Below are 26,084 nucleotides of genomic sequence, written 5' to 3'. Positions count from 1 at the left end.
GCTGTTGCCGAGGTTTGCTTCACCAAAGGGTGTCTTTTCACCAAAGGGTGTCTTGCGAAAGGGTGCATTGGCTGTGGTTGCAGCTGTCGCCGCCCTGTCGGCATCGGCCGCCGACAGTCCGATGCCGCCGGACATCGCCAAGAAACTCGCCGAGCTTGGCCGTGTCATCGACCCGCAGGCCACCGCGAAGCTTTACGCGCCCTTGCAGCCGGCGGAGCCCTATTTCGGCGTTCGGATCGAACGCGACCTCAAATATGGCCTTACCGAGCGCAACCGGCTCGATATCTTCATGCCCCAGAACGTGACATCCGGCCGGCCCGTGCTGATCTTCGTCCACGGCGGCGCATTCATCGGCGGCAACAAACGGCGGACGGCTGATAGCCCGTTCTACGACAACATCATGCTGTGGGCCGTGAAGAACGGCTTCATCGGCGTCAACATGACCTATCGGCTTGCGCCGGGATCTCCCTGGCCCGCAGGCGCCGAGGATGTCGCTTCCGCGATTCAATGGGTTTCGGAACAAATCGGCGAACGCGGCGGCGATCCAGCGCGCATCTATCTGATGGGCCACTCGGCCGGCGCTATCCATGTCGCAAGCTACGTCTCGCATCCGGAATTCTACAAGGTGAAGAACGGCGGCCTCAAAGGCGCGATCATGGTGTCTGGCATTTACGACCTGACCGCAGCCCCGCTCACCGATCCCGAACGCGCCTATTTCGGCAGTGATGCTTCCCACTATGCCGACGAGTCCTCGCTGCCCGGTCTTCTGAAAGCGAATATGCCGCTGATGGCGGTGAGTTCGGAACTCGATCTGCCCGGTTTTGTAAGGCAGCTCGATCAATTCAAGGACGCCACCTGCAAGCGGACGAGCGGATGCGCCCGCACCGTGATGCTGCCCCAGCACAATCACATGTCGGAAGTGTATGCGATCAACACCGCGGATACGCGGCTGACCGATCAAATTCTCGATTTTGTCAAAGCGGGGAAATAATCCAGGCGTTGACAGCGCGGCATGTGCGAAGCATATTTTCACGGGGTGGATACGACCCGCTGCTTGCGCCCCTGTCGGGATGGTGAACGTATCAAGCCGCTTCAGGCCTCCTTTGCCAAAGCGAACGAGTCAGTAACGCAAGCGTCTGACCCTTCTCGTTCGCCAATGCAGAGGTTTTGCCATGCGCGATTTTCGCGATGCCAAGGTTATGGCGCAGACGCTGCGCGACGCCCTCAAAACCAAATCGGTCTCTATCACTCACAGCGAAAGTCTTGAGATCATTGCCAAGACTCTCGGACTCCACGATTGGAATGTGCTGGCGGCCGCCATTCAGGCGAGCCAGTCGATGCTTGCGCCGCCCCGAAAATCACCGACCTCCTCGCCCGGCAGCGGCATTCTCCTGCCCGTCGCTCCAATGCGCGATGTCGTTTTCTTCCCGCAGACGATTTCGCCGATCTGGGTCGGACGTGAAAAGACGCGACGCGCCGTCGAAGCCGCGTTATCGGGAGATGGGCGCCTGTTTGTCGTTACCCAGAAGCGGATGGATGACGATGATCCGGATTTCGACGCACTTTATCCGGTGGGCGTGAGGGCCGACATCCTTCACCATATGACCATGCCGAACGGAACGCTCCGCGTGAAGGTCTCCTGCGCGGAACGCGCCATCATTACTAAAGCAGGCGGCCACGACTTTCTGGCAGCCGAAGTCGAGCCGGTCCAGGACCTACATGAGTTTGACGCAACGGCATTCGCCCTCATGCGCGAGATTTTCGATGCATACCAGGCTTACACCCGGACTCCGCCGCCTTATGCCTTGCACCGCTATTCCAGAGAACCCGGCGTCTTCGCCAACGTCGTGGTTAATCTCATGGAGGTAGGTATCGGGAAGACCCAGCAAATCCTGGAGACGAACGACGTGATCGCAAGGCTCGAACTCATTCTCGCCTGGATGAAAGACGGGCCGCCTTCTTGAGGCGGGCGCGGGCGCATTCCGTCGACATGAGCGTCACCAGTTATTTCCGCTCGCGCCTGAGCTTTGCCCAATAGTCCAAGCGCTTGCGGATTTCGCGTTCGAAACCGCGATCGGGCGGATCGTAAAAAGTCTGTCGCCCCAACGCGTCAGGGAAATAATCCTGTCCGGAGAATGCGTCCGGCGCGTCGTGGTCGTAATCGTAACCCTCGCCGTAGCCTTCCTGTTTCATCAGTTTGGTCGGCGAATTCAAAATATGCTTTGGCGGCAACAGCGACCCGCCTTCCTTCGCGGCGCGCATCGCCGCGCCAAACGCCCTGTAGGCCGCGTTCGATTTCGGCGCGGTGGCGAGATAGATCACGGCTTGTGCGATCGCGAGTTCGCCTTCCGGCGAGCCCAGAAAGTCATAGGCGTCCTTGGCGGCGTTGCAGATCACGAGCGCCTGTGGATCGGCAAGGCCGATGTCTTCCACCGCCATCCGCACCACGCGCCGTGCGAGAAACAGCGGGTCTTCGCCGGCATCCATCATACGCGCGAGATAATAGAGCGCTGCGTCGGGATCGGAGCCGCGCACCGATTTGTGCAGCGCCGAGATCAGGTTGTAATGCCCGTCGGCCGATTTGTCGTAGATCGGCGCCCGGCGCTGCAGGATCGTTTGCAACTGTACCGCATCGAAGACTTCGCCGCCGCGCGCCGAACGCCAGACCTCTTCGGCCAAGGTCAGCGCAGCGCGGCCGTCGCCATCGGCCATGCGCACCAGCGCGGCGTGGGCGTCAGTATCGAGTGGCAACTGCCGCCCCTCGATTGTCTCGGCATGAACGAACAGTTTTTCAATCGCACTCGCGTCGAGCGAATGAAATACCAGCACGCGCGCGCGCGACAACAACGCCGCGTTGAGCTCGAACGACGGATTTTCGGTGGTGGCGCCGACCAGCACCACGGTGCCGTCTTCCATCACGGGAAGAAACGAATCCTGTTGCGCGCGGTTGAATCGGTGCACCTCGTCGACGAAAAGCAGCGTACCCTTGCCGGTCTCGCGCCGGGCGCGCGCCGCATCGAACACTTTCTTCAGATCCGCGACGCCGGAAAACACCGCGGATATCTGTTCGAAATGCAGTTCGGTCGCATCCGCCAAGAGCCGCGCCACGGTGGTCTTGCCGGTGCCGGGCGGTCCCCAGAAGATCAGCGAACCAAGCGTGCGGGTCTCCAGCATGCGCGTCAGCGCGCCATCCGGTCCCAGAATGTGATCCTGGCCAACGACGTCGGCGAGCGCGCGCGGACGCATCCGGTCAGGCAACGGATGCGGCGCATCCTGCGACAGCCCCGCGGCGGCGAACAGGCTCGTGCCTTCTTGTCTTGGTTTGCGGCTCATCCGCCGAGCGTGACGTTGATTTGCTGGCCGCCGCGCACGATCTGGATTCGCCAGAGCCGCGAACTATCGCGCGTCGCCTTCTCAAGATCGTTGGTCTTGACGATTTTCTGGCTGTTCACGGCAAGGATGATGTCACCCTTCTGAAAGCCGACATTGGCCGCCGTGCTGCCATCGGCAAGTTCCGTCACGACCACGCCTTCCGTATCCGCATCCAGGTGCATTTCGTCGGCGACTGCCGGCGAGATATTGGCGACCTTCGCCCCCTGGAACGGCGAGCGCGTCGTCAGCACGATCTCATTCCGTCCGACGTCGGGCGCGGTCTCGAGCGGAATCGTCAGTCTGACCGGCTTGCCGCCGCGCTGCACGTCGATCTCGGCCACCCCGCCGAGCGGGCGCGTGGCGAAGCGGTAGTCAAAGGCATTGGGATCATCGACCGCCTGCCCTTCGATGGCGACGATCAGATCGGACAGTTTGAGCCCGGCGCGCGCCGCCGGACTGCCGGGAACGATGTTGGCGACGAGCGCGCCGCTCGGACGGCGCAGCCCAATCGTCTCGGCGATCTCCGGCGTCACTGCCTGCAACCGCGCGCCGAGCCACGGCCGCTTCACGGCCTTGCCGCCGCTTCGGGCCGAGGCCACCACGACGCGCACCATATTGGCGGGGATTGCAAAGCCGATGCCTTGCGAGCCGCCGGAGCGCGAGAAGATCGCGGTGTTGATGCCCGCGAGCTTGCCGGTCATGTCGACCAGCGCGCCGCCGGAATTGCCGGGATTGATCGCTGCATCGGTCTGGATGAAGAACTGATAGTCGGTGATGCCGACTTGCGTCCGTGCCAGCGCCGAGATGATGCCGTGGGTGACGGTCTGGCCGACGCCGAAGGGATTGCCGATCGCAAGCACGACGTCGCCGACCTGCAACTCGTCGGAATTGGCAAAGTCGAGCGTCGGGAATTTCTCGTGGACATCCTTCAGGTGAAGCACCGCAAGGTCGCTTCGGGAGTCCTTGAGCACGATCTCGGCCTCGAACTCGCGTTTGTCCGAGAGCGAGACCTTGACCTGATCGGCGCCCTCGATGACGTGGTTGTTGGTCACGACCAGACCGGACGGATCGACCATCACGCCCGAACCGAGCGAGCGCTGCACCTGCTCAGGCATCTGGCCGGGCACGCCGAAGAAGCGGCGGAAAATCGGATCGTCGAGCAAGGGATTGCGGTCCTGCACCGTTTTGGCGGCGTAGACATTGACGACCGCCGGCTGCACCCGCTGCACGATCGGCGCGTAGGAGAGCCGCAACTCGGCCGCCGAAGACGGCACGCGCCGCTCCTGCGCCAGTGCAGGTGTGGCAGCGAGGTTGACTACGAACAGCGCCGCGAAGAACCGAACCGCAATCATGAAAGGTTTCCCTAGAGATTCAGAGGCCAAATATAGGGGCCTAAGCCCGCGATTAGAAGTAAATAGGCCCCTTTTTGCACGGCCACAGGAGCGGGCAATCTGACGTCAAAGAGACAGAAACGCCGCCTCCCGGCAAAGGCTTGCAATTGGCGCTTACCGCCGATTTTATGGGCGCGGCACCGTTAAGACTTGCACCCCTAAAAGGAGAACTGCCGGATGAGGGCCGTCGGATACAAAAAATCGCTTCCAGTCGAGGCCCTTGATGCCCTGATTGATTTCGAGGCCGCAAAGCCAGAACCGAAGGGCCGGGACATCCGCGTGGCCGTCAAGGCGATCTCCGCCAATCCCGTTGACTACAAGGTCCGCAAGCGCGCCGCACCTCCCGAAGGTGAATTCAAGATTTTGGGCTATGACGCGGCCGGTGTCGTCGATGCGGTCGGGCCCGAGGTGACGCTGTTCAAGCCGGGCGACGAGGTTTTTTACGCCGGTTCGATCCAGCGCCAAGGCACCAATTCGGAGTTTCATCTGGTCGATGAGCGGATCGTCGGGGCTAAGCCGAAGACGCTATCGTTTGCGCAAGCCGCCGCCCTGCCCCTGACTTCGCTCACCGCCTGGGAACTACTATTCGAACGGCTCGGTGCGGTGCCCGGAAAAAGCGTGGATCCCCGCACGCTGCTGGTCGTTGGCGGCGCCGGCGGCGTCGGCTCCATCATGATTCAACTCGCGCGACGCCTGACGGAATTGACGGTGGTCGCCACGGCGTCGCGGCCGGAATCGCAGAAGTGGTGCATCGACCTCGGCGCGCACGCGGTGATCGATCACGCGCAGCCGTTGAAAGTGCAAATCGAGAAGCTGAAATTCCCACCGCTGGCGTTGGTCGCAAGCCTCACCAACACCGATCAGTATTACAAGGCCTTGGCAGACATCATGGCGCCGCAGGGCCGCTATGGATTGATCGACGATCCCTCAGAATTCAACGTCAGCGTCTTCAAGGGCAAATCGATCTCCATTCATTGGGAGTCGATGTTCACGCGCTCGTCGTTCCAGACGCCGGACATGATCGGCCAGCACAACCTGCTCAACGACGTCGCCGACCTCGTCGACAAGGGGGTATTGAAAACCACGCTCGGTGAGAGCTTCGGGACGATCAATGCGGCCAACCTGAAGCGCGCGCATGCGCTTCTGGAAAGCGGAAAGTCGCGCGGCAAGATCGTGCTGGAGGGGTGGTAACGCGTCCTCCGTGGTCCCGGCGCACGCCGGGACCCATACCGCGTGATTTTTCAATAAGGCAGCCCGGTTGACGGCCTTCGAAAATCACTCTGTGGCTATGGGTCCCCGCTTTCGCGGGGACGACGAGAAAAACTTCTACTTCTTCGTGGCGGCCTGGATCGCTTTCCAGTCGAACTTTTCGGCGAGCGCCAGCGCTTCGTCCTCGGACAGTCCGTTATAGGAGAGGCTGAACATCGCCTCCTTGTCGAGCGCGACCAAAAGCGCGCCGGACTTCTGCGCCGTGGTGTAATTCTTCAGCACCTGCATGCCGTGCATGTTGCCTGAGAGCATATGGCCTTCGCTGGTCGTGATGTTCATCCCCGCCTGCATCGGCGCCAGCGCGCCGGCGGCAACCTGCCCAACCATCACCGAAGCGTTCACCCGCGCCGGGCCCTTCTGATATTCGCGGGTGGCGGTGGTCATGCTGCCGTTCGGCATCTCCATCGACATGCCGTCCGGCTTCTTGCCCTGCCATCCGTCGAGATCGACCAGCAGCGGCATCAGGCGCTGAAAGGCCTGATCGGCGTGCGCCGACGCCAGTGGCCACATCAACGACAGGATCGTCACAACGGAAAAGATCGCACGCCCCAGCCTGCTCATGTTCGCGTCCCGTGATTTCACGGGACGAGCCTAGCACAGCTTCTGCGAAAATCAGCCATTAGCCCCCTCAGGCAATGGTGTCGACGATACCGCCCTCGGCCCGAAGTGCTGCGCCGTTGGTCGCGGAGGCCTCTTCGGAAGAGACATAGACCACCATATTGGCGATTTCGTCGACGCTGGCAAAGCGCTGCAGCAGCGAACTCGGGCGGTGCTGTCTAACGAACTGACCGGCCGCTTCCGCCTCCGACTTGCCGTTCTGTTTGGCGAGGTCCTTCACGAAACCCTCGACGCCCTCCGACATGGTCGGGCCGGGCAAGACGGCATTGACGGTGACGCCGGTGCCGCGCGTGAGTTTGGCCAGTCCGCGCGAGATCGACAACTGCGCGGTCTTGGTCGTGCCGTAGTGGATCATCTCGGTCGGGATATTCAGCGCGGATTCGGAAGAAATGAAAACGATGCGGCCCCAGTTGCGCTTCAGCATGGCGGGCAAATAGGCGCGCGACAGCCGCACGCCCGACATCACATTGACCTCGAAGAAACGACTCCAGTCCTCATCGGGAATCTCGAAGAAGTTCTTCGGTTCGAAAATCCCGGCATTGTTGATGAGGATGTCCACTTCGGGAAGTGCTGCGACCAACTCGTTGCAGCCTGCCGCGGTCGAGACGTCTGCGGCAATGCCGCGGACCTTGCCGCCCGGCACCTCCTTGGCAAGCCTGGCCGCCGCCTCATCGACCCGCGGCTTGCCCCGCCCGTTGAGCACGACGGCGCTGCCGGCCGCCGCCAGCCCCTTGGCGACGGCGTAGCCGATGCCGGCGGTCGAGCCTGTGACCAGCGCTGTCTTTCCGGAAAGATCGATTTTCATGTGTCATCTCCATCTACTCGCGATGGAGATATCGTGTGCGTCGGCTGCAGCCGCAACTGGCACGGGATCACGTCCGGGATAGCGGCCGTCCCAAGCGCGCTGTCATCGTCCGGCTCGACCGGACGATCCAGTATTCCAGAGGCAGCGGAGTTCCAGGAGAAGCCTCTGGGATGCTGGATGCACCGCCGGAGCCTGTCATCGGGCGGCGCTTCGCGCCGACCCGGTGGCGGGGCATGACAGGGAGAGTTCGTCGGCTTCCAACAAAAAAGCGGCGCTCAAGGCGCCGCTTTGAACCAAATTCGCTTTCTTGAGGCGTTACGCCGCCTCGGCTTCCTTTTCCTGCACCGGGCCGGAATCCAGGCCCTTGGCGTCGACGTCGCGATCGACGAATTCGATCACCGCCATCGCCGCATTGTCGCCGTAGCGGAAGCCGGCCTTGATGATGCGGGTATAGCCGCCGTGACGGTCCTTGTAGCGGGGCGCCAGAACGTCGAACAGCTTCTTGACCTGATCGAGATCGCGCATCTCGGAGATCGCCTGGCGGCGCATCGAGAGGCCACCCTTCTTGCCGAGTGTCACGAGCTTCTCGACGATGGGGCGCAGTTCCTTGGCCTTCGGCAGCGTGGTGACGATCTGCTCATGCTTGATCAGAGAGGCGCACATATTGGCGAACATCGCGCGGCGATGCTCGGCGGTGCGGTTGAGTTTGCGGTGAACCTTGCCGTGACGCATGAAACTATTCCTCGTTTAAATTGTCGCGACGGTTCGTCCGACATTCCTCAGGTGGGCTGCCTGCGTTCGCCCATTGTAAAAGCGCGACCGTGAGATCGCGCTTTGTTTCGCTTAGTAGTGATCCTCGAAGCGCTTGGCGAGCTCGTCGATATTCTCCGGCGGCCAGCCCGGCACTTCCATGCCGAGGTGCAGACCCATCTGGGCCAGCACTTCCTTGATTTCGTTGAGCGACTTGCGGCCGAAGTTCGGGGTGCGGAGCATTTCGGCTTCCGACTTCTGCACGAGGTCGCCGATATAGACGATGTTGTCGTTCTTCAAGCAGTTGGCCGAACGCACCGACAGTTCGAGCTCGTCCACCTTCTTGAGGAAGGCCGGGTTGAAGGCGAGGTCCGGGATGATCTCCTGGGCGACTTCCTTGCGCGGCTCTTCGAAGTTGACGAATACGTTGAGCTGATCCTGCAGGATGCGCGCGGCATAGGCCACCGAGTCTTCCGGCGAGATCGCGCCGTTGGTTTCGATCGTCATGGTGAGCTTGTCGTAGTCGAGGATCTGGCCCTCGCGGGTGTTCTCGACCTTGTAGGAGACCTTGCGGACCGGAGAATAAAGGGCGTCGACCGGGATCAGGCCGATCGGCGCGTCTTCGGGGCGGTTGCGCTCGGCGGCGACATAGCCCTTGCCCGAGGAGACCGTGAACTCCATGCGGATCTCGGCGCCCTCGTCGAGCGTGCAGATCTGGAGATCGGGGTTGAGCACGGTGACGTCGCCGACGGTCTGGATGTCACCGGCGGTCACGACGCCCGGGCCCTGCTTCTTCACGACCATGCGCTTGGGGCCTTCGCCCTGCATCTTGATCGAGATGTCCTTGATGTTCAGCACGATGTCGGTGACGTCCTCGCGGACGCCTGCGATCGAGGAGAACTCGTGCAGCACGCCGTCGATGTGCACCGACTGCACGGCCGCGCCCTGCAGCGAGGAGAGCAGGATGCGGCGAAGCGCGTTGCCGAGCGTCTGGCCGAAACCACGCTCGAGCGGTTCGGCGACCAGCGTCGCAAAACGGGTCGCCTCATGGCCCGCAGTTACCTGGAGCTTGTTCGGCCGGATCAGTTCTTGCCAATTTTTCTGGATCGTCACTGTTTTTCACCCATGGGCCAGTCGACGGGGGGACGACGTCACTGGCGTTGGAGACATCGCGGGAAAAAGTCCCGCGGCTTTCAATCTTCTCAAAACTCCAAAAGCCGGCGGAGACCGCCGGCCACTTCAAAGCATCAAACCCGCCGGCGCTTGCGCGGACGGCAACCATTGTGCGGGATCGTCGTCACGTCGCGGATCGAGGTAACGGTGAAGCCCGCAGCCTGCAGCGCACGAAGCGCCGATTCACGGCCCGAGCCGGGGCCTGCAACTTCAACTTCCAGCGTGCGCATGCCGTGTTCCTGCGCCTTCTTGGAGACGTCTTCAGCGGCGACCTGCGCGGCATAGGGGGTCGACTTGCGCGAACCCTTGAAACCCATCGTGCCCGCCGACGACCAGGCAATGGTGTTGCCCTGCGCATCGGTGATCGTGATGGTGGTGTTGTTGAACGACGAATTCACATGCGCCACACCGGAAGCGATGTTCTTGCGCTCACGGCGGCGTACGCGGGTGGCATCCTTGCCCATTTAAAAAACCTTTCTAACGATCTCAAACGCCGCCGTAATGCCAGCGGCTACACCTCAATGGGCGAATAGTGAGTGGCAATAGCGAATAGAGTTTTTTGCCCTACCCGCGATTCGCCATTCGCAACTCGCCAATTATTTCTTCTTGCCGGCGATCGACTTGGCCGGGCCCTTGCGCGTGCGGGCGTTGGTATGGGTGCGCTGACCACGCACCGGCAACCCGCGGCGATGGCGCAGGCCGCGATAGCAGCCGAGGTCCATCAGACGCTTGATGTTCATGCCGACTTCGCGACGAAGATCGCCCTCGACCATATAGTCGCGGTCGATCACTTCGCGGATCTGCAGGACTTCCTGGTCGCTCAACTGGCTGACGCGACGGTCATCAGGAATCTTGACCTTCTCCATGATGTCGGCAGCATGCTTCTGACCGATGCCATGGATGTATTGGAGCGCGATCACCACGCGCTTGTTGGTCGGGATATTCACACCGGCAATACGGGCCACGAACTTCTCTCCTGTCGCCGATCCCTTGATCTCAAGGGAAAGCGGCCATGATCTTTTGCGCGATCGCGCTTTTGTCTTCGCTTGGGCATGATCGTTTAACGAAAACCGTCTTACGATTTTCCGCCGATCATGCTCCGTCTCGGGCAGGTGTCCACAAACGCGAACACGACGCCCTCCCCGCGATATCTTGGGGCCCGGCATCGTTTGAAACTATCCGACTTGGATGGCGCTTATTAAAGGATTGAAGCGGGTTTCGTCAACCGTCTCCAAGCCTTAAGCGCGCCGTTTCCCTGCCTTTTTCGGCGCCTTTCTGGCGGCCCTGTTTGCCCCCGCAGCCAGCCGTTTCCGCGCGCCTGAGGCGGCTCTGCCGGCCCGCTTCTTGACCTGCTTTTTGGCACTGGCCTTCTTGGGACCCTTTAGGCTCGCTTTGGCGGCCTTCCCGGCCCCGACCGAGGCTTTTTTTGTCGATTTGGAGGCTTTCTGGCTGACGGCCTTTGCCGCTGGTTTTTTGTGGACCTTCTGGGCCGTTTTGGGTTCCACAGCCCCGATGGCGGTCAGGATCCGGCCGATTTCGTGTGTGACGTGCTCGATGGTCATCATGCCATCGACCGTCAGCAACTTGCGGCGCTCGGAGTAGTAGTGAATCAGGGGCTCGGTCAGGGTCCGGTAGCTCGCCAGCCGCTTGACCAGCACTTCCGGGGTATCGTCGACCCGGACCACTTCGCCGCGTGCCCGTGTTTCAGCCGCCCGGGTTTCGACCCGCTGCAACAGTGCGCTTTCATTGACCCGCAGTTCGATGACGGCATCGAGCTTGAGGCGTTTTTTCTTCAGGAGATCGTCCAGCGCTTGGGCCTGCGGCACCGTGCGTGGAAAGCCGTCGAGGATGAAGCCGTTCGCGGCATCCGGCTGGTCCAGCCGGTCAGAGATAATACTGACCACGACCTCGTCCGGCACCAGGCCCCCGCCCGCCATGATGTCCTTGGCCCTCAGCCCCACGGGCGTCTGCGCCGCCACTGCGGCACGCAGCATCTCGCCGGTGGAGAGCTGAACGATCCCGTAGCGGTGAATCAGCCGCTGGGCCTGCGTTCCCTTGCCTGAGCCCGGGGGCCCGAGAAGAATCAGTCTCATTTTTCGTTCCGCCCCCACTGGAGCCTGACGGATTCCAGATGAATCGCGCGTCACGCCCCGTCTTGTTCGGACATGTTCCCGCCCGAACGTCTTCAGCCACTGTTGCAGGAAAATCCGGCGTGCGATTTGCGCCAACGCAAACCTTCAGCCCCGGATCATGCTTGCGGAGTGCATCACCGCACACCCGCGATTCAAAATCAATCAAATCGGCGGGCGTCTGTCGCGACGCAGCGCAAAAATTGCAGGCCGCCGACCAGCGTGACTAGCGGCGACGGCCGCGCAACTTCGACTTTCGGATGAGCCCCTCATATTGATGGGCGAGCAGATATCCCTGAACCTGCGCCACCGTATCCATGGTCACGCTGACCACGATCAGAAGCGAGGTACCGCCGAAATAGAACGGCACCGAAGCATAGGAAATCAGGATTTCGGGGATCAGACAGACGATCGCGAGGTAGATCGCACCCAGCACCGTGATTCGCGACAGCACATAGTCGATATATTCGGCGGTGCGCTCGCCCGGCCGGATGCCCGGAATGAAGCCGCCATGCTTCTTGAGGTTGTCGGCGGTCTCGGTCGGGTTGAACACGATCGCGGTGTAGAAGAACGCGAAGAACACGATCAGCGCGAGATAGAGAATCAGGAACAGCGGACGGCCGTGGCCGAGCTGCGTCGTGATCCATTGAAACCATTCCGGCCCGTGACCGGCATTGAAATTGGCAACTGTGGTCGGCAGCAACAACAGCGAAGAGGCGAAGATCGGAGGAATGACGCCCGATGTATTCAGCTTGAGCGGCAGATGCGAGGACTGGCCCTCGAACATCTTGTTGCCGACCTGACGCTTCGGATACTGGATCAGGAGCCGCCGCTGCGCGCGTTCCATGAACACGATGAAGGCGATCACGGCGACCGCCATCACGATCACGACCAGGATAAGACCGGTCGACAGCGCCCCTTGGCGGCCGAGTTCCAGCATGTTGGCGATGGCGGACGGCAATTCGGCGACGATGCCCGACAGAATGATCAGCGAGATGCCGTTGCCGATGCCGCGCGAGGTGATCTGCTCGCCGAGCCACATCAGGAACATGGTGCCGCCGGTCAGCGTGATCGCGGTCGAAAGGCGGAAGAACATTCCGGGGTCGCTGACCACATTGCCCGCACCCTCGAGCCCGACCGCAATGCCGTAGGACTGGAAGGCGGCGAGGATCACGGTGAGATAGCGCGTGTACTGGTTCAGCGTCTTGCGGCCCGCCTCGCCTTCCTTTTTCAAGGCTTCGAGCTGGGGCGACACGGTGGTCAGGAGCTGAATGATGATCGAGGCCGAGATATACGGCATGATGTTGAGCGCAAAGATCGCCATGCGGTGGATGCCACCGCCGGCGAACATATTGAACATCCCGAGAATGCCGCCTGCCTGGGAGCGGAAGACCTGTTCCCAGATGTTGGGATCGATGCCGGGCAGCGGAATGTAGGTGCCGAGGCGGTAGACCAGCAACGCGCCGAGCGTGAACCAGATACGCTTCTTCAGCTCATCGGCCTTGGCGAAGGCGCCGAAATTGATGTTGGCCGCTAATTGTTCTGCTGCTGAAACCATCTTTAAGGCTTTCTCCCGCCGCCCCTCGCCCGCGTCCGCCCTTACAAGGCCGGCTGCGCGGCATTATCTGGTGTTCCGCGGCGATAAGTCCATCGTTTGCCCGGCAATTTGGCCATGCCGGTTCAACCGATGACGCAGATGTTACGCCGCCTCGCCTTCGTCCTTGGCCACCGGCGCCAGGATTTTCACCGAGCCGCCGGCCTTCTCGACGGCCGCGATTGCGGGCTTGGAAGCGCCGTGAACCTCGATCGTGAGCTTGACCTTGAGTTCGCCGCGCCCGAGCAGCCGCACGCCGTCCCTGGAGCGCCGAACCACACCCGCCTTCACCAGCGATTCAGCCGTGACCGTTTCCTTGGCGTCGACCAGCTTGGAATCGACGGCCTCTTGAAGACGGTCGAGATTGATCTCGGCAAACTCGAGGCGGAAGATATTGTTGAAGCCACGCTTCGGCAGTCGCCGATGCAGCGGCATCTGACCGCCCTCAAAGCCCTTGATGCGCACGCCGGAACGCGCGGTCTGGCCCTTGCCGCCGCGGCCTGCGGTCTTGCCCTTGCCCGAGCCGATGCCACGGCCGACGCGCATCCGCTTCTTGCGGGAGCCGGCGTTGTCGGCGATATCGCTGAGCTTCATCGTAATCTTCCTTATCTCTTAGATATCATTACTCGCCGACGACACGGACGAGATGCTGAACCTTGGCGATCATGCCGCGAATGGCAGGCGTGTCATTGAGTTCGCTCACGCGGCCGATCTTGTTGAGATTTAACCCGATCAACGTCTCGCGCTGCGAATGGTGGCGGCGGATCGCGCTGCCGGTCTGCTCGACCTTGATCGTTTTTGCGGCCTTGGCCATCGTCTTGAACTCCGTAGCGCGCCGATAAAGCGCGGATGTTGTTATTCGGCGACCACTTCGGCGTCGCCGCCGATCCGGCGCGACTGCAGCGTCGACACCTTGATGTTGCGGCGAGCCGCAACCGAACGCGGCGAATCCTGATGCTTCAGCGCGTCGAACGTCGCGCGAACCATGTTGTAGGGGTTCGACGAGCCGATCGACTTCGCCACCACGTCCTGGATGCCCAGCGTCTCGAACACGGCGCGCATCGGGCCGCCGGCGATGATGCCGGTACCGGCCGGTGCCGCACGCAGGTAAACGCGGCCCGCACCGTGACGGCCGGCGATATCGTGATGCAGCGTGCGGCCTTCGCGCAGCGCCACCCGCGTTAGGTTGCGCTTGGCGGCATCCGTTGCTTTTCGGATCGCTTCGGGGACTTCGCGCGCCTTGCCGTGGCCGAACCCGACCCGGCCCTTCTGGTCGCCAATCACGACCAGCGCCGCAAAGCCGAAGCGCTTGCCGCCCTTGACCACCTTCGCCACACGGTTGATGTGGACGAGCTTGTCGACGAATTCGCTATCGCGCTCTTCGCGATTATTGCTTCGGTCGCGTCCGCCGCGTTCGCGTTCACCTGCCATGGTGTTTTCCAATCCTTGAGAGGCTTAAAGGCCCCGTGTCCGTAAAAACCTTAAATCCTAGAAGCTCAGTCCGCTTTCGCGCGCGGCATCCGCGAGCGCCTTGACGCGGCCGTGATAGAGATACCCGCCGCGGTCGAACACCACTTCGGTCACGCCGTTCTTCACGGCGCGCTCTGCCAAGAGCTTGCCGACCGCTTTCGCCGCATCGATGTTGGCGCCGGTCTTGCCGCCGTCGCGCATCGTCTTTTCCAAAGATGAGGCCGAAGCCAGCGTCTCACCCTTCAGGTCGTCGATGACCTGGGCGTAGATGTGCTTCGACGAACGAAACACCGACAGGCGCGGCCGGCCGTTCGCCGAACGGCGCAGCGCAAGCCTCACGCGTTGCGTGCGCCGGGCATTCGTAGCTTTCAATCTCGACATGACCGGCTCCGTTACTTCTTCTTGCCTTCCTTGCGGAAGATAAATTCATCGGAATACTTCACGCCCTTGCCCTTGTAGGGCTCCGGCGGACGGTAGCTGCGGATTTCCGCTGCGACCTGGCCGACGCGCTGGCTGTCGTTGCCGACAATGACGATCTCGGTCGGCTTCGGCACGGTGATCGCGATGCCTTCCGGGATCGCGTAGACCACGTCGTGGCTGTAGCCGAGCGCGAGCTGCAGGTTCTTGCCCTGCAACGCCGCACGATAGCCGACGCCGTTGATTTCGAGCTTCTTCTCGAAACCCTTGGTGACGCCGGCAACGAGGTTCGCCACCTGCGCGCGCGCAGTGCCGTACATGGCCTGTGCGCGGTTGGTCTTGACGCGGGGCGCAACCGTCACCACGCCCTTGTCGAACTTCACCTCGACGTCGTCGTGCACGATGAAGGAAAGCTGGCCCTTCGGCCCCTTCATCTTCACGGTCTGTCCCTCGACGGTCGCGGTAACGCCCGAGGGGATCGTCACAGGCCTTTTGCCGATACGTGACATCGTTCTAGCTCCTAACCTAGCATTTTCCGGCGAAGTGGACGCCGGTTCGCCGCAGAAAATGCGTCGATTTAAAAGTTTGTGCGCATTCTTGTCGCAAAACCGGTCTCCACTTTTGCGGAATGCGCACTAGAACACCGTAAAGAGAATTTCGCCGCCCACATTCGCGTCGCGCGCGTCGTGGTCAGCCATGATTCCCTTCGGCGTCGACAACACCGAAATGCCGAGCCCGTTGTTGATGCGCGGCAGGTTCTTCACCGAAGCGTAAACACGACGCCCGGGCTTGGATACCCGCTCGATCTCGCGGATCACGGGCTCGCCGTCGAAATATTTCAGCTCGATCTCGAGCTCGCTGCGGCCCGAGGCGTGTTCCACGCTGGCGTAGCCGCGAATATAGCCTTCCGCCTTGAGCACTTCGAGCACATTGGCGCGCATCTTCGAGCCCGGGGTCGAAACCTTGGGCTTGGCACGCATCTGCGCATTGCGGATGCGGGTGATGAGATCGCTGATTGGATCGTGCGTTGACATGGACCGACCCTCCTTACCAGCTCGACTTCACGAGCCCGGGAACCAGGCCCTTGGAGCCGAGTTCGCGCAGCGCGATACGGGAAAGCTTGTTCTTGCGATAAACCGAGCGCGGACGTCCGGTCAGTTCGCAACGGTTGCGAATCCGGGTCGGCGACGAATTGCGCGGCATCTCGGCGAGCTTCAGCGTCGCCGCAAACCGCTCTTCCATCGGCTTCGTCTTGTCGGCGATGATGGCCTTCAGCTTCGCGCGCTGGGGAGCGGCGTTCTTGGACATCCGCTTGCGCCGGTTGTTCTTCTCGACTGAACTCTTCTTTGCCATGCCTGGCTCCTTATGGTTCCGCGTTTGAGAGGCGTTTTGTCTCGCGTCTCACTGCCGGAACGGGAAATTGAATGCGGTCAACAATGCTCTTGCTTCTTCGTCGCTAGCCGCAGTGGTGCACACCGTGATGTCCATGCCCCACGCCTCGCCCGACTTCTCGAAGTCGATTTCGGGGAAAATGATGTGCTCCTTGATGCCGAGCGAATAGTTGCCGCGGCCATCGAAGCTCTTCGGATTGAGGCCGCGGAAGTCGCGCACGCGGGGCAGCGCAACGGTCACCAGGCGGTCGATGAACTCGTACATCTTGGCCTTGCGCAGCGTGACCTTGCAGCCGATCGGCTGGTTCTCGCGCAGCTTGAAGGTCGAAATCGCGACGCGCGAATAGGTCACGAGAGCTTTCTGGCCGGCGATCAACGACAGGTCGGCGGCTGCTACTTCCGCCTTCTTGCGGTCGTTGACGGCTTCGCCGACGCCCATGTTGAGCACGACCTTGTCGAGACGCGGCACCTGCATGATGTTGGCATAGCCGAACTGCTCGGTCAGCTTGCCGCGAATGCTCTTGTCATATTCCGCGCGCAGGCGCGGGGTGTATGCGGTCTCAGCCATCGATCTCTGCTCCCGAGCGTTTGGCGATGCGTACCTTGGCGCCATCCGCCTGAATCTTGAAACCTACGCGGGTCGGCTTGCCGTCCTTGCCGACGATCGCGATGTTGGACAGGTGGATTGGCGCCTCTTTCGAGATGATGCCGCCCTCCTGGTTCTGGGTCTGCTTCTGGTGGCGCTTGACGAGGTTGACACCGCGCACCAGCGCCTTGCTGTCGGCGGGACGCACCTCGAACACTTCTCCAGTGCGACCCTTGTCGCGGCCCGACAGCACGATGACCTTGTCACCTTTCCGGATCTTGGCAGCCATCACAGCACCTCCGGAGCGAGCGAAATGATCTTCATGTGGTTCTTGGCGCGCAGCTCGCGCGGCACGGGCCCGAAGATACGGGTGCCGACCGGCTCGGCCTGGTTGTTGATCAGAACGGCGGCGTTGCGGTCGAAGCGGATGACCGAGCCGTCGGGACGGCGGATGTCCTTGCGGACCCGCACCACCACGGCCTTCATCACGTCGCCCTTCTTCACCTTGCCGCGCGGAATTGCTTCCTTGATCGACACCACAATGATGTCGCCCACGGTGGCGTAACGGCGCTTGGAACCCCCGAGCACCTTGATACACATGACACGGCGTGCGCCTGAATTATCGGCCACGTCGAGGTTGGTCTGCATCTGAATCATTGATGCACCTCGTCCTCTTCTGCTTGCGCAAAGTCGCGCTTAAAAAATTTCCATTTGACCGGATCGGCTTAAAGCCGAACCGACCTTAAGCCGTCTTCTGATGTTCACCCCGGACCACGGTCCAGCGCTTCAACTTCGAGATCGGCTTGCTTTCCTCGATCCACACGGTGTCACCCGGCTTGAACGAGTTGTCCTCGTCGTGCGCGTGATAGTTCTTCGACCGGCGGATCGTCTTCTTGTAGATCGGGTGGGTGAAGCGGCGATCGACGCGCACCACAACCGTCTTGGCTTGCTTGTCGCTGACGACCACGCCTTGAAGCGTACGTTTCGGCATTGGCCTATCCTCTACTTCTTCTTCGTGCGCGCTTGCGCGGCTACGGTCTTGATACGGGCGATGTCGCGGCGGGCTTCACGCAGCCGCGAGGTATTTTCCAGCTGCCCGGTGGCGCGCTGGAAGCGCAGGTTGAAGCGCTCCTTCTTCAGATTGACGACCGCGTCGTCCATCTGATCGGGGCTCATCGCGCGGATATCGGCAGTTTTCATCTGGGCCATGGCCGTTTCCCTATTCCGCAATGCGCTCGACAAAGCGCGTCTTGATCGGCAGCTTGGCGGCGGCGAGCGAAAGCGCTTCCTTGGCGGTCTGCACCGTCACGCCGTCGATTTCGAACAGAACGCGGCCGGGCTTGACCCGCGCCACCCACAATTCGGGCGTACCCTTGCCAGAGCCCATGCGTACTTCGGCGGGCTTCTTCGACACCGGAACGTCCGGGAATACGCGGATCCAGACGCGGCCGGCGCGCTTCATGTGACGGGTCAGCGCGCGGCGGGCGGCCTCGATCTGACGCGCGGTGACGCGCTCGGGCGCCATCGCCTTCAGACCGTACTGACCGAACGACAACGTCGCGCCTGAAGTCGCGGTGCCGTGGATACGGCCCTTATGCGCCTTCCGGAACTTCGTTTTCTTGGGTTGCATCATGGCGTTAAGCCCTCAAACCTTCTCTGTTCTCTTCAAGCCGCTGCGTTGTCGCGGCGGGGCGGCCGTCCGCTGTCGCCTTCGGCCATTTTCTTGTCCTGGGCCATCGGATCGTGCTCGAGGATTTCACCCTTGAAGATCCAGACCTTGACGCCGCAAGTGCCGAACGTCGTGAACGCGGTGGCCACACCGTAGTCGATGTCGGCGCGCAGCGTGTGCAGCGGCACGCGGCCTTCGCGATACCACTCCATGCGCGCGATTTCGGCGCCGCCGAGACGGCCCGAGCAGTTGATGCGGATGCCCTCGGCGCCCAGACGCATCGCCGACTGCACCGCGCGCTTCATGGCGCGGCGGAATGCGACGCGGCGCTCAAGCTGCTGCGCGATCGATTCGGCGACCAGGGTCGCATCGAGTTCGGGCTTGCGAATTTCAACGATGTTGATGACGACGTCTGAAGCGGTGATGTCGGCCACGCGCTTGCGCAGCTTGTCGATGTCGGCGCCCTTCTTGCCGATCACGACGCCCGGACGCGCCGAGTGGATGGTCACGCGGCACTTCTTGTGCGGCCGCTCTATCACGATCTTGGCGACAGCCGCCTGCTTGAGCTCCTTGTGCAGGATCTCGCGGATCTTGACGTCCTCGTGCAACAGCTTGCCGTACTCGTTCTTGCCGGCGAACCAACGGGAATCCCAGGTCCGGTTGATGCCGAGACGCAGCCCGATCGGATTGATCTTCTGACCCATTTTATTCTCCCGCGCCTGTTTAAGCGCTCGCCTCGACCTGACGAACGACGATTGTCAGTTGCGAGAACGGTTTGAAAACCCGACCCGAACGGCCACGGCCGCGCGGGGCAAAACGCTTCATCACGATGCCGTTGCCGACATGGGCCTCGGCGACGACGAGATCGTCGACATCGAGGTCGTGGTTGTTTTCGGCGTTCGCGATCGCCGATTCCAGGCACTTCTTGACATCGACCGCGATCCGCTTGCGCGAGAATTGCAGGTCCGCAAGCGCCGCCGCTGCCTTCCTGCCGCGAATCAACTGCGCAACAAGATTGAGCTTCTGCGGGCTGACCCGCAGCATCCTGGCGATCGCCTTGGCCTCGTTATCGGGGAGGCTCCGTTCGCGCTTTGGTTTGCTCATCGCTTAATCCTCAAGCCTTCTTGGCTTTCTTGTCGCCCGAATGGCCGTGGAAGGTCCGCGTCGGCGAAAACTCGCCGAACTTGTGACCGACCATTTCCTCGTTCACCGAGACCGGCACGTGCTTCTGGCCGTTGTAGACGCCGAACACCAGGCCGACGAATTGCGGCAGGATGGTCGAGCGGCGGCTCCAGATCTTGATCACGTCATGACGACCGGACGCACGCGCGGTGTCCGCCTTCTTGAGCAGCGATCCCTCGACAAACGGGCCTTTCCAGACTGAACGAACCATGGTCCGGCGTTCCTTACTTCTTCCGCTTGTGGCGGCTAATGAGAATGAATCGGTTGGTCGACTTGTTCGACCGCGTCTTCTTGCCCTTGGTCGGCTTGCCCCACGGCGTCACCGGGTGACGACCGCCCGAGGTACGGCCTTCGCCGCCGCCGTGCGGATGGTCGATCGGGTTCATCGAAACGCCGCGGTTATGCGGCTTGCGGCCAAGCCAACGGTTGCGGCCGGCCTTGCCGATCGAAATGTTCATGTGATCGGGGTTCGACACTGCGCCGATGGTGCCGGTGCAGCGGCCGTGAACCAAACGCTGTTCGCCCGAGTTCAGGCGGACGATCACGTAGTCCTGGTCGCGACCGACGACCTGGGCGTAGGTGCCGGCCGAGCGCGCGAGCTGGCCGCCCTTGCCGATCTTGAGTTCGACATTGTGGACGATGGTGCCGACCGGCATGTTGCCGAGCGGCATCACATTGCCCGGCTTGACGTCGACATAGTTGCCGGCGACGACCGTATCGCCAACCGCGAGCCGCTGCGGCGCCAGGATATAGGCCTGGGTGCCGTCGGTGTACTTCACCAGCGCAATGAAGGCGGTGCGGTTCGGATCGTATTCCAGCCGCTCGACGGTCGCGGGCATGTCGACCTTGGTGCGCTTGAAGTCGACGACGCGGTAAGCCTGCTTGTGGCCGCCGCCGCGGAAACGCACGGTGATGCGGCCGGTCGCATTGCGTCCGCCCGAGGAATGCTTGCCCTCGGTGAGCGTCTTGACCGGCTTGCCCTTGTAGAGGCTCGAACGATCGACCATCACCAGCTGGCGCTGGCCCGGCGTCGTGGGATTGAATGTTTTAAGTGCCATCGCTGTGCCGCCTTATAGTCCGGTAGTGACGTCGATGCGGTGGCCCTCTTCGAGGGTCACCACCGCCCGCTTCACATCCGACTGCGAACCGAAACTGCCGCGGAAAACCTTGGTCTTGCCCTTGCGCACCAGCGTGTTGACGCGCTTGACCTTGACGTCAAACAGCTTCTCGACGGCTTCCTTGATCTGCGGCTTGGTAGCCTTGCTCGCGACCCTGAACACCACCTTGTTGTGTTCGGAGGCCATCGTCGCCTTTTCGGTGACGACGGGAGAGACGATGATGTCGTAATGGCGCGGATCGATAGTCTTCATTTGAAGCGCGCCTCCAACGCATCGAGCGCCGCTTTGGTCAGCACCAGCTTCTCGCGGCGGAGAATGTCGTAGACGTTGATACCCTGGATCGGCAGCACGTCGATATTGGGAATGTTGCGCGCAGCGGTCGCAAAACCGGTGTGCAGCTCGGCGCCGTCGATGATCAGCGCGTTGGTGACGCCCAATCCGGAGAAGTGCCCGATCAGCGCCTTGGTCTTGGCGGCTTCGAGAGCTGCCTTATCAATGACGATCAGGCTGCCGTCCTTGACCTTGGCCGAGAGCGCATGTCGAAGCGCGAGCGCGCGGACCTTCTTCGGCAGATCGGTCGCATGCGAGCGCACGACGGGACCGAACGCACGGCCACCGCCGCGGAACTGCGGCACGCGGGCCGAGCCGTGACGGGCGCCACCGGTGCCCTTCTGCTTGTACATCTTCTTGCCGGTGCGCCAGATCTCGGCGCGGCCCTTGGCCTTGTGGGTACCGGCCTGACGCTTGTTGAGCTGCCACTGTATGCAGCGCTGGATGATATCCTTGCGCGGCTCCAGACCGAAGATGCCTTCGGAGAGCTCGACCGAACCGGCCGCTTTGCCTTCAAGGGTCGTGACTTTCAGTTCCATTTATGCGCCCTCCCCTTGGGCCGGCGCTTCAGCCGCGGGCTCAGCGCCATTGGCGACCTTGAACTTGCCGGGCTTCGGAGCTTCCTTCGGCAGCGGCTTCTTGACGGCATCGCGCACCGCGATCCATCCGCCCTTGGAGCCGGGAACGGCGCCTTCGACCAGGATCAGTCCGCGCTCGACATCGGTCTGGACGACGCGAAGGTTGAGCGTGGTGATGCGATCGACGCCCATGTGGCCGGGCATCTTCTTGTTCTTGAAGGTCTTGCCGGGGTCCTGACGACCGCCGGTCGAACCGATCGAACGGTGCGAGACCGACACGCCGTGGGTGGCGCGCAGACCGCCGAAATTCCAGCGCTTCATGCCGCCGGCAAAACCCTTACCGACCGAAGTACCAGTGACGTCGACGAACTGGCCAACGACGAAGTGGTCGGCCTGGATTTCCGCGCCGACCGGGATCAGCGCGTCTTCCGACACGCGGAACTCGGTCACCTTGCGCTTGGGCTCGACCTTGGCCACCGCGAACTGCGCGCGTTCGGCCTTCGGCATATAGACGGTCTTGCGCGAGCCCGAACCGAGCTGAAGCGCAACATACCCGTTCTTCTCGGTCGTGCGGTGACCGATCACCTGGCAATTGCCCAGCTTCAGCACGGTCACGGGGATATGTTCGCCGGCCTCCGTAAAGACCCGCGTCATCCCGACCTTTTGTGCGATCACTCCGGAGCGCATCGGCGTGCTTCCTGTTCTTTCTGTCCGCCGAGAGAAGCGGACGGCTTAAAGGGTTAGAGCTTGATTTCGACGTCGACGCCGGCCGCCAGATCGAGCTTCATCAGCGCGTCCACGGTCTGCGGTGTCGGGTCGACAATGTCGAGAAGGCGCTTATGCGTGCGCATCTCGAATTGCTCGCGGCTCTTCTTGTCAACATGCGGCGAACGGTTGACCGTGAACTTCTCCAGGCGCGTCGGCAGCGGAATGGGTCCGCGAACCTGGGCGCCGGTCCGTTTCGCCGTATTCACGATCTCACGCGTCGACGAATCGAGAATTCGATGGTCGAACGCCTTGAGGCGGATGCGGATATTCTGGCCGTTCATGCCGTTGTCTTTCTTTGCGTAGAGTGGCGAGTAGCGAACAGCGAATGGATTTCGATCCGCCCGCTACTCGCCATTCCTATTCGCTGCTTACTCGATGATGCTTGCGACGACGCCGGCGCCGACGGTGCGGCCACCTTCACGGATCGCGAAGCGGAGCTTTTCTTCCATCGCGATCGGCACGATCAGGTGCACTTCCATCGCGATGTTGTCGCCCGGCATCACCATTTCGGTGCCTTCGGGCAGATGCACGACGCCGGTCACGTCGGTGGTGCGGAAGTAGAACTGCGGCCGATAGTTGGTGAAGAACGGGGTATGACGTCCGCCCTCTTCCTTGGTGAGGATGTAGGCCTCGGCCTTGAACTTGGTGTGCGGCTTGACCGAACCCGGCTTGCACAGCACCTGGCCGCGCTCGACTTCCTCGCGCTTGGTGCCGCGAAGCAGCGCGCCGATGTTGTCGCCCGCCTGGCCTTGATCGAGCAGCTTGCGGAACATTTCAACGCCGGTGACGATGGTCTTCTGCGTCGCGCGCAAGCCCACGATCTCGATTTCCTCGCCAACCTTGACGATGCCGCGTTCGACACGGCCGGTGACCACGGTGCCGCGGCCCGAGATCGAGAACACGTCTTCCACCGGCATCAGGAACGGCTGGTCGATCGGACGCTCCGGCTGCGGGATGTAGGAATCGACATGCTTCATCAGCTCGAGGATGGCGTCGTGGCCAAGCGCCTTGTCCTTGTCTTCGAGGGCGGCGAGAGCCGAGCCCTTGATGATCGGGATCTTGTCGCCCGGGAAGTCGTACTTCGAGAGCAGTTCGCGAACTTCGAGCTCGACGAGCTCGAGCAGTTCCGGATCGTCGACCATGTCGCACTTGTTGAGGAACACGACCATGGCGGGCACGCCGACCTGCTTGGCGAGCAGGATGTGTTCGCGGGTCTGCGGCATCGGGCCGTCAGCAGCCGACACGACCAGGATCGCGCCGTCCATCTGGGCAGCGCCGGTGATCATATTCTTCACATAGTCGGCGTGGCCGGGGCAGTCGACGTGGGCGTAGTGGCGGTTCGCAGTCTCGTACTCGACGTGAGCGGTCGAGATCGTGATGCCGCGCGCCTTTTCTTCCGGCGCCTTGTCGATCTGGTCGTACGCCGTGAACGTCGCACCGCCGGTTTCGGCCAGGATCTTGGTGATCGCCGCCGTCAGCGACGTCTTGCCGTGGTCGACGTGACCGATGGTTCCAATGTTGCAGTGCGGTTTATTACGTTCAAATTTTGCTTTGGCCATTTTGACTCTCCGTTCAGTCGTTAGCTCCCGCTAGCGACAATCAGGCAAACTTCTTCTGGACTTCTGCCGACACGTTCGCAGGTGCTTCCGCGTAGTGGTCGAACTGCATCGTAAAGGTGGCACGACCCTGGCTCATCGAGCGCAGGTTATTCACGTAACCGAACATGTTCATGAGCGGCACCATCGCGTTGATGACGTTGGCATTGCCGCGCATGTCTTGACCCTGGATCTGGCCGCGCCGCGAGTTCAGGTCGCCGATGACGGAGCCGGTGTAGTCTTCCGGCGTCACCACTTCGACCTTCATGATCGGCTCGAGCAGGACCGACTTGCCCTTCTGCAGCGCTTCGCGGAAGCAGGCGCGGGTCGCGATTTCGAAGGCCAGTGCCGAGGAGTCGACGTCGTGATACTTGCCGTCGATCAGCTGCACCTTGACGTCGACCACGGGGAAGCCCGCGACCACGCCGGAGGACAAAACGCTCTCCAGACCCTTTTCGACGCCGGGGATATATTCCTTCGGCACCGCGCCGCCAACGACCTTGGACTCGAATTCGTAGCCCTTGCCGGGTTCGTTCGGCTCGACCACGATCGTGATCGCGGCGAACTGACCGGTACCGCCGGTCTGCTTCTTGTGGGTGTAGCTGTGTTCGACGCGCTGGGTGACCCGTTCGCGGAACGCCACCTGCGGCGCGCCGATATTGGCGTCGACCTTGTAGGTACGCCTGAGGATATCGACCTTGATGTCGAGATGGAGTTCACCCATGCCCTTGAGGATGGTCTGGCCGGACTCCTGATCGGTCGACACGCGGAATGACGGATCTTCCGCGGCAAGCTTCGCCAGCGCCACGCCCAGCTTTTCCTGGTCGGCCTTCGACTTCGGCTCGATCGCGATCTCGATGACCGGATCGGGGAATTCCATCTTTTCCAGAATCACCGGCTTGCTCGGATCGCACAGCGTGTCACCGGTGCGCGCTTCCTTCAGGCCCGCCAACGCGACGATGTCGCCGGCATAGGCTTCCTTGATGTCTTCGCGGTTGTTGGCATGCATCAGCAACATGCGGCCGATACGTTCCTTGCGGTCGCGCGTCGAGTTGACGACGCCGGTGCCCGATATCAGCGTGCCGGAATAGATACGGCAGAACGTGATGGTGCCCACGAACGGATCGTCCATGATCTTGAACGCGAGCAGCGCGAGCGGCTCCTTGTCGTCGGCCTTGCGAATGATTTCATTGCCGTCCTCATCGGTGCCCTTGATCGCGGGCACGTCGATTGGTGACGGCAGATAGTCGACCACGGCGTCGAGCAGCGGCTGCACGCCCTTGTTCTTGAAGGCCGAGCCGCACAGCACGGGATAGAAGGCGCCGGTCAGCACCGCCTTGCGGATCAGCCGCTTCAGCGTCGCCTCATCCGGCTCATTGCCGTCAAGGAAGGCCGCCAAGGCGTCGTCGTCGAGCTCGACGGCGGCTTCCACCATCTTCTCGCGGTATTCCTTGGCCTGATCGAGGAGGTCTTCGGGAATGTCGACATAGTCGAACTTCGCGCCGAGCGATTCGTCGTTCCAGATGATGCCCTTCATCTTCACGAGGTCGATGAGACCCTTGAAGTTGTTCTCGGCGCCGATCGGAAGCTGGATCGCGATCGGCTTGGCACCGAGGCGATCGACGATGTCGGAAAGGCACTTGAAGAAGTCGGCGCCGGTCTTGTCCATCTTGTTGGCGAAGACGATACGCGGAACCTTGTACTTGTCGCCCTGGCGCCACACGGTCTCGGTCTGGGGCTCCACGCCCTGGTTCGAATCGAGCACGCATACCGCGCCGTCGAGGACGCGCAGCGAACGCTCGACCTCGATCGTGAAATCGACGTGGCCGGGGGTGTCGATGATGTTCAGACGCTTGCCGTCCCAGAACGCAGTCGTGGC

Annotated in this window: 36 protein-coding genes; 3 read left to right on the top strand and 33 right to left on the bottom strand. The window is 61.8% G+C overall.

Annotation, left to right across the window (positions count from 1 at the left end; genetic code table 11):
* Nucleotides 1-73 precede the first annotated feature (73 nt).
* Nucleotides 74-991: an alpha/beta hydrolase gene (locus ABSE61_RS20975; RefSeq protein WP_423873048.1), complete on the top strand. Its 918-nt coding sequence runs from the start codon at nucleotides 74-76 to the stop codon at nucleotides 989-991.
* Between the two features lie 181 nt (nucleotides 992-1,172).
* The gene (locus ABSE61_RS20970; protein ID WP_423873047.1) at nucleotides 1,173-1,964 is read left to right on the top strand and encodes an LON peptidase substrate-binding domain-containing protein; all 792 of its coding nucleotides are present in this window, start codon (nucleotides 1,173-1,175) and stop codon (nucleotides 1,962-1,964) included.
* Between the two features lie 40 nt (nucleotides 1,965-2,004).
* On the opposite strand, the gene ABSE61_RS20965 is transcribed toward ABSE61_RS20970, so the two are convergent.
* Together ABSE61_RS20965 and ABSE61_RS20960 are read right to left on the bottom strand one after the other, a co-directional pair.
* Nucleotides 2,005-3,333 carry a replication-associated recombination protein A gene (locus ABSE61_RS20965; protein ID WP_423873046.1) on the bottom strand — a complete coding sequence of 443 codons (1,329 nt, stop codon included), beginning with the start codon at nucleotides 3,331-3,333 and terminating at the stop codon, nucleotides 2,005-2,007.
* Complete coding sequence (locus ABSE61_RS20960) at nucleotides 3,330-4,724, bottom strand: DegQ family serine endoprotease (RefSeq protein ID WP_423873045.1); 1,395 nt, start codon at nucleotides 4,722-4,724, stop codon at nucleotides 3,330-3,332. The genes ABSE61_RS20965 and ABSE61_RS20960 overlap by 4 nt, the downstream gene beginning before the upstream one ends.
* Nucleotides 4,725-4,940: 216 nt before the next feature.
* Between ABSE61_RS20960 and ABSE61_RS20955 the strand changes: the two genes are divergently transcribed.
* A complete protein-coding gene (locus ABSE61_RS20955) occupies nucleotides 4,941-5,954 on the top strand; it encodes a zinc-binding alcohol dehydrogenase family protein (RefSeq protein ID WP_423873044.1) in 1,014 nt (337 codons plus the stop codon).
* Between the two features lie 135 nt (nucleotides 5,955-6,089).
* On the opposite strand, the gene ABSE61_RS20950 is transcribed toward ABSE61_RS20955, so the two are convergent.
* From ABSE61_RS20950 to fusA, 31 genes are all read right to left on the bottom strand, one after another.
* Nucleotides 6,090-6,593, bottom strand: a complete 504-nt coding sequence (locus ABSE61_RS20950; RefSeq protein ID WP_423873043.1) for a hypothetical protein — start codon at nucleotides 6,591-6,593, stop codon at nucleotides 6,090-6,092.
* Between the two features lie 67 nt (nucleotides 6,594-6,660).
* Nucleotides 6,661-7,455 (bottom strand): SDR family NAD(P)-dependent oxidoreductase, encoded by a 795-nt coding sequence (locus ABSE61_RS20945; protein ID WP_423873042.1) that lies wholly within the window; start codon nucleotides 7,453-7,455, stop codon nucleotides 6,661-6,663.
* Nucleotides 7,456-7,770: 315 nt separating this feature from the next.
* On the bottom strand, nucleotides 7,771-8,187 hold the full coding sequence (gene rplQ / locus ABSE61_RS20940) for a 50S ribosomal protein L17 (RefSeq protein WP_423873041.1): 417 nt from the start codon (nucleotides 8,185-8,187) through the stop codon (nucleotides 7,771-7,773).
* Between the two features lie 111 nt (nucleotides 8,188-8,298).
* On the bottom strand, nucleotides 8,299-9,318 hold the full coding sequence (locus tag ABSE61_RS20935) for a DNA-directed RNA polymerase subunit alpha (RefSeq protein ID WP_423873040.1): 1,020 nt from the start codon (nucleotides 9,316-9,318) through the stop codon (nucleotides 8,299-8,301).
* Nucleotides 9,319-9,452: 134 nt separating this feature from the next.
* Complete coding sequence (gene rpsK / locus ABSE61_RS20930; protein ID WP_072823637.1) at nucleotides 9,453-9,842, bottom strand: 30S ribosomal protein S11; 390 nt, start codon at nucleotides 9,840-9,842, stop codon at nucleotides 9,453-9,455.
* A gap of 132 nt (nucleotides 9,843-9,974) precedes the next feature.
* Nucleotides 9,975-10,343 carry a 30S ribosomal protein S13 gene (gene rpsM, locus ABSE61_RS20925; protein ID WP_423873039.1) on the bottom strand — a complete coding sequence of 123 codons (369 nt, stop codon included), beginning with the start codon at nucleotides 10,341-10,343 and terminating at the stop codon, nucleotides 9,975-9,977.
* Between the two features lie 273 nt (nucleotides 10,344-10,616).
* Entirely contained in the window at nucleotides 10,617-11,471 is an 855-nt protein-coding gene (locus ABSE61_RS20920) for an adenylate kinase (protein ID WP_423873103.1), read from the bottom strand.
* Between the two features lie 262 nt (nucleotides 11,472-11,733).
* Complete coding sequence (gene secY, locus ABSE61_RS20915) at nucleotides 11,734-13,065, bottom strand: preprotein translocase subunit SecY (RefSeq protein ID WP_423873038.1); 1,332 nt, start codon at nucleotides 13,063-13,065, stop codon at nucleotides 11,734-11,736.
* 141 nt (nucleotides 13,066-13,206) lie between these two features.
* Nucleotides 13,207-13,695, bottom strand: a complete 489-nt coding sequence (gene rplO, locus ABSE61_RS20910; RefSeq protein ID WP_423873037.1) for a 50S ribosomal protein L15 — start codon at nucleotides 13,693-13,695, stop codon at nucleotides 13,207-13,209.
* Nucleotides 13,696-13,723: 28 nt separating this feature from the next.
* Complete coding sequence (gene rpmD, locus ABSE61_RS20905; protein ID WP_423873036.1) at nucleotides 13,724-13,915, bottom strand: 50S ribosomal protein L30; 192 nt, start codon at nucleotides 13,913-13,915, stop codon at nucleotides 13,724-13,726.
* Between the two features lie 41 nt (nucleotides 13,916-13,956).
* Nucleotides 13,957-14,532, bottom strand: a complete 576-nt coding sequence (gene rpsE / locus ABSE61_RS20900; RefSeq protein WP_423873035.1) for a 30S ribosomal protein S5 — start codon at nucleotides 14,530-14,532, stop codon at nucleotides 13,957-13,959.
* Between the two features lie 57 nt (nucleotides 14,533-14,589).
* A complete protein-coding gene (gene rplR, locus ABSE61_RS20895; protein ID WP_423873034.1) occupies nucleotides 14,590-14,952 on the bottom strand; it encodes a 50S ribosomal protein L18 in 363 nt (120 codons plus the stop codon).
* A gap of 11 nt (nucleotides 14,953-14,963) precedes the next feature.
* Complete coding sequence (gene rplF / locus ABSE61_RS20890; RefSeq protein ID WP_423873033.1) at nucleotides 14,964-15,497, bottom strand: 50S ribosomal protein L6; 534 nt, start codon at nucleotides 15,495-15,497, stop codon at nucleotides 14,964-14,966.
* Between the two features lie 126 nt (nucleotides 15,498-15,623).
* Nucleotides 15,624-16,022 carry a 30S ribosomal protein S8 gene (gene rpsH / locus ABSE61_RS20885; RefSeq protein ID WP_423873032.1) on the bottom strand — a complete coding sequence of 133 codons (399 nt, stop codon included), beginning with the start codon at nucleotides 16,020-16,022 and terminating at the stop codon, nucleotides 15,624-15,626.
* Nucleotides 16,023-16,035: 13 nt separating this feature from the next.
* Nucleotides 16,036-16,341: a 30S ribosomal protein S14 gene (gene rpsN, locus ABSE61_RS20880; protein ID WP_423873031.1), complete on the bottom strand. Its 306-nt coding sequence runs from the start codon at nucleotides 16,339-16,341 to the stop codon at nucleotides 16,036-16,038.
* Nucleotides 16,342-16,389: 48 nt separating this feature from the next.
* Nucleotides 16,390-16,947 (bottom strand): 50S ribosomal protein L5, encoded by a 558-nt coding sequence (gene rplE / locus ABSE61_RS20875; protein WP_423873030.1) that lies wholly within the window; start codon nucleotides 16,945-16,947, stop codon nucleotides 16,390-16,392.
* Nucleotides 16,940-17,254, bottom strand: a complete 315-nt coding sequence (rplX, locus tag ABSE61_RS20870; protein WP_423873029.1) for a 50S ribosomal protein L24 — start codon at nucleotides 17,252-17,254, stop codon at nucleotides 16,940-16,942. The genes rplE and rplX overlap by 8 nt, the downstream gene beginning before the upstream one ends.
* Nucleotides 17,254-17,622, bottom strand: coding sequence for a 50S ribosomal protein L14 (gene rplN / locus ABSE61_RS20865; protein ID WP_072823614.1), 369 nt, complete (start codon nucleotides 17,620-17,622; stop codon nucleotides 17,254-17,256). Before rplN ends, rplX begins: the two co-directional genes overlap by 1 nt.
* An 85-nt stretch (nucleotides 17,623-17,707) precedes the next feature.
* On the bottom strand, nucleotides 17,708-17,956 hold the full coding sequence (gene rpsQ, locus ABSE61_RS20860; RefSeq protein WP_423873028.1) for a 30S ribosomal protein S17: 249 nt from the start codon (nucleotides 17,954-17,956) through the stop codon (nucleotides 17,708-17,710).
* Between the two features lie 11 nt (nucleotides 17,957-17,967).
* Nucleotides 17,968-18,174, bottom strand: coding sequence for a 50S ribosomal protein L29 (gene rpmC, locus ABSE61_RS20855; protein ID WP_423873027.1), 207 nt, complete (start codon nucleotides 18,172-18,174; stop codon nucleotides 17,968-17,970).
* Nucleotides 18,175-18,184: 10 nt separating this feature from the next.
* On the bottom strand, nucleotides 18,185-18,598 hold the full coding sequence (gene rplP, locus ABSE61_RS20850) for a 50S ribosomal protein L16 (protein WP_423873026.1): 414 nt from the start codon (nucleotides 18,596-18,598) through the stop codon (nucleotides 18,185-18,187).
* 32 nt (nucleotides 18,599-18,630) lie between these two features.
* A complete protein-coding gene (gene rpsC, locus ABSE61_RS20845) occupies nucleotides 18,631-19,338 on the bottom strand; it encodes a 30S ribosomal protein S3 (protein ID WP_423873025.1) in 708 nt (235 codons plus the stop codon).
* A 19-nt stretch (nucleotides 19,339-19,357) separates the two neighbouring features.
* A complete protein-coding gene (gene rplV, locus ABSE61_RS20840) occupies nucleotides 19,358-19,738 on the bottom strand; it encodes a 50S ribosomal protein L22 (RefSeq protein WP_423873024.1) in 381 nt (126 codons plus the stop codon).
* Nucleotides 19,739-19,748: 10 nt separating this feature from the next.
* Entirely contained in the window at nucleotides 19,749-20,027 is a 279-nt protein-coding gene (rpsS, locus tag ABSE61_RS20835; protein ID WP_159006278.1) for a 30S ribosomal protein S19, read from the bottom strand.
* Between the two features lie 13 nt (nucleotides 20,028-20,040).
* A complete protein-coding gene (gene rplB / locus ABSE61_RS20830; RefSeq protein ID WP_423873023.1) occupies nucleotides 20,041-20,874 on the bottom strand; it encodes a 50S ribosomal protein L2 in 834 nt (277 codons plus the stop codon).
* 12 nt (nucleotides 20,875-20,886) lie between these two features.
* The gene (locus ABSE61_RS20825) at nucleotides 20,887-21,186 is read right to left on the bottom strand and encodes a 50S ribosomal protein L23 (RefSeq protein WP_423873022.1); all 300 of its coding nucleotides are present in this window, start codon (nucleotides 21,184-21,186) and stop codon (nucleotides 20,887-20,889) included.
* Nucleotides 21,183-21,803 (bottom strand): 50S ribosomal protein L4, encoded by a 621-nt coding sequence (rplD, locus tag ABSE61_RS20820; protein ID WP_423873021.1) that lies wholly within the window; start codon nucleotides 21,801-21,803, stop codon nucleotides 21,183-21,185. The genes ABSE61_RS20825 and rplD overlap by 4 nt, the downstream gene beginning before the upstream one ends.
* Nucleotides 21,804-22,529, bottom strand: a complete 726-nt coding sequence (gene rplC / locus ABSE61_RS20815) for a 50S ribosomal protein L3 (protein ID WP_423873020.1) — start codon at nucleotides 22,527-22,529, stop codon at nucleotides 21,804-21,806.
* Nucleotides 22,530-22,582: 53 nt separating this feature from the next.
* Complete coding sequence (rpsJ, locus tag ABSE61_RS20810; RefSeq protein WP_422257210.1) at nucleotides 22,583-22,891, bottom strand: 30S ribosomal protein S10; 309 nt, start codon at nucleotides 22,889-22,891, stop codon at nucleotides 22,583-22,585.
* Nucleotides 22,892-22,978: 87 nt separating this feature from the next.
* Entirely contained in the window at nucleotides 22,979-24,169 is a 1,191-nt protein-coding gene (gene tuf, locus ABSE61_RS20805; protein ID WP_423873019.1) for an elongation factor Tu, read from the bottom strand.
* A 40-nt stretch (nucleotides 24,170-24,209) separates the two neighbouring features.
* The coding region (fusA, locus tag ABSE61_RS20800; RefSeq protein ID WP_423873018.1) for an elongation factor G at nucleotides 24,210-26,084 on the bottom strand (1,875 nt) is incomplete at its 5' end.

Origin of the sequence: Bradyrhizobium sp. (assembly GCF_049519115.1) — a bacterium.
Taxonomy (GTDB): Bacteria; Pseudomonadota; Alphaproteobacteria; order Rhizobiales; family Xanthobacteraceae; genus Bradyrhizobium.
This window is presented reverse-complemented; position numbering and strand designations above follow the sequence as displayed.

Coding starts and splice junctions, on each gene's coding strand:
- rpsJ (WP_422257210.1), bottom strand. CDS start 22,891: ATGAACGGCCAGAATATCCGCATCCGCCTCAAGGCGTTCGACCATCGA.
- rpsN (WP_423873031.1), bottom strand. CDS start 16,341: ATGGCAAAGAAGAGTTCAGTCGAGAAGAACAACCGGCGCAAGCGGATG.
- rpsK (WP_072823637.1), bottom strand. CDS start 9,842: ATGGGCAAGGATGCCACCCGCGTACGCCGCCGTGAGCGCAAGAACATC.
- rplE (WP_423873030.1), bottom strand. CDS start 16,947: ATGGCTGAGACCGCATACACCCCGCGCCTGCGCGCGGAATATGACAAG.
- rplD (WP_423873021.1), bottom strand. CDS start 21,803: ATGGAACTGAAAGTCACGACCCTTGAAGGCAAAGCGGCCGGTTCGGTC.
- ABSE61_RS20825 (WP_423873022.1), bottom strand. CDS start 21,186: ATGAAGACTATCGATCCGCGCCATTACGACATCATCGTCTCTCCCGTC.
- rplQ (WP_423873041.1), bottom strand. CDS start 8,187: ATGCGTCACGGCAAGGTTCACCGCAAACTCAACCGCACCGCCGAGCAT.
- secY (WP_423873038.1), bottom strand. CDS start 13,065: ATGGTTTCAGCAGCAGAACAATTAGCGGCCAACATCAATTTCGGCGCC.
- rplN (WP_072823614.1), bottom strand. CDS start 17,622: ATGATTCAGATGCAGACCAACCTCGACGTGGCCGATAATTCAGGCGCA.
- rpmC (WP_423873027.1), bottom strand. CDS start 18,174: ATGGCCCAGATGAAAACTGCCGATATCCGCGCGATGAGCCCCGATCAG.
- ABSE61_RS20970 (WP_423873047.1), top strand. CDS start 1,173: ATGCGCGATTTTCGCGATGCCAAGGTTATGGCGCAGACGCTGCGCGAC.
- ABSE61_RS20920 (WP_423873103.1), bottom strand. CDS start 11,471: ATGAGACTGATTCTTCTCGGGCCCCCGGGCTCAGGCAAGGGAACGCAG.
- ABSE61_RS20950 (WP_423873043.1), bottom strand. CDS start 6,593: ATGAGCAGGCTGGGGCGTGCGATCTTTTCCGTTGTGACGATCCTGTCG.
- rplF (WP_423873033.1), bottom strand. CDS start 15,497: ATGTCACGTATCGGCAAAAGGCCTGTGACGATCCCCTCGGGCGTTACC.
- rplR (WP_423873034.1), bottom strand. CDS start 14,952: ATGTCGAGATTGAAAGCTACGAATGCCCGGCGCACGCAACGCGTGAGG.
- rpsS (WP_159006278.1), bottom strand. CDS start 20,027: ATGGTTCGTTCAGTCTGGAAAGGCCCGTTTGTCGAGGGATCGCTGCTC.
- rpsQ (WP_423873028.1), bottom strand. CDS start 17,956: ATGCCGAAACGTACGCTTCAAGGCGTGGTCGTCAGCGACAAGCAAGCC.
- rplV (WP_423873024.1), bottom strand. CDS start 19,738: ATGAGCAAACCAAAGCGCGAACGGAGCCTCCCCGATAACGAGGCCAAG.
- tuf (WP_423873019.1), bottom strand. CDS start 24,169: ATGGCCAAAGCAAAATTTGAACGTAATAAACCGCACTGCAACATTGGA.
- ABSE61_RS20955 (WP_423873044.1), top strand. CDS start 4,941: ATGAGGGCCGTCGGATACAAAAAATCGCTTCCAGTCGAGGCCCTTGAT.
- rplO (WP_423873037.1), bottom strand. CDS start 13,695: ATGAAGCTCAGCGATATCGCCGACAACGCCGGCTCCCGCAAGAAGCGG.
- rpsH (WP_423873032.1), bottom strand. CDS start 16,022: ATGTCAACGCACGATCCAATCAGCGATCTCATCACCCGCATCCGCAAT.
- rpsC (WP_423873025.1), bottom strand. CDS start 19,338: ATGGGTCAGAAGATCAATCCGATCGGGCTGCGTCTCGGCATCAACCGG.
- rplX (WP_423873029.1), bottom strand. CDS start 17,254: ATGGCTGCCAAGATCCGGAAAGGTGACAAGGTCATCGTGCTGTCGGGC.
- rplC (WP_423873020.1), bottom strand. CDS start 22,529: ATGCGCTCCGGAGTGATCGCACAAAAGGTCGGGATGACGCGGGTCTTT.
- rpsE (WP_423873035.1), bottom strand. CDS start 14,532: ATGGCAGGTGAACGCGAACGCGGCGGACGCGACCGAAGCAATAATCGC.
- rplB (WP_423873023.1), bottom strand. CDS start 20,874: ATGGCACTTAAAACATTCAATCCCACGACGCCGGGCCAGCGCCAGCTG.
- ABSE61_RS20960 (WP_423873045.1), bottom strand. CDS start 4,724: ATGATTGCGGTTCGGTTCTTCGCGGCGCTGTTCGTAGTCAACCTCGCT.
- ABSE61_RS20945 (WP_423873042.1), bottom strand. CDS start 7,455: ATGAAAATCGATCTTTCCGGAAAGACAGCGCTGGTCACAGGCTCGACC.
- ABSE61_RS20965 (WP_423873046.1), bottom strand. CDS start 3,333: ATGAGCCGCAAACCAAGACAAGAAGGCACGAGCCTGTTCGCCGCCGCG.
- rplP (WP_423873026.1), bottom strand. CDS start 18,598: ATGATGCAACCCAAGAAAACGAAGTTCCGGAAGGCGCATAAGGGCCGT.
- rpmD (WP_423873036.1), bottom strand. CDS start 13,915: ATGGCCAAGGCCGCAAAAACGATCAAGGTCGAGCAGACCGGCAGCGCG.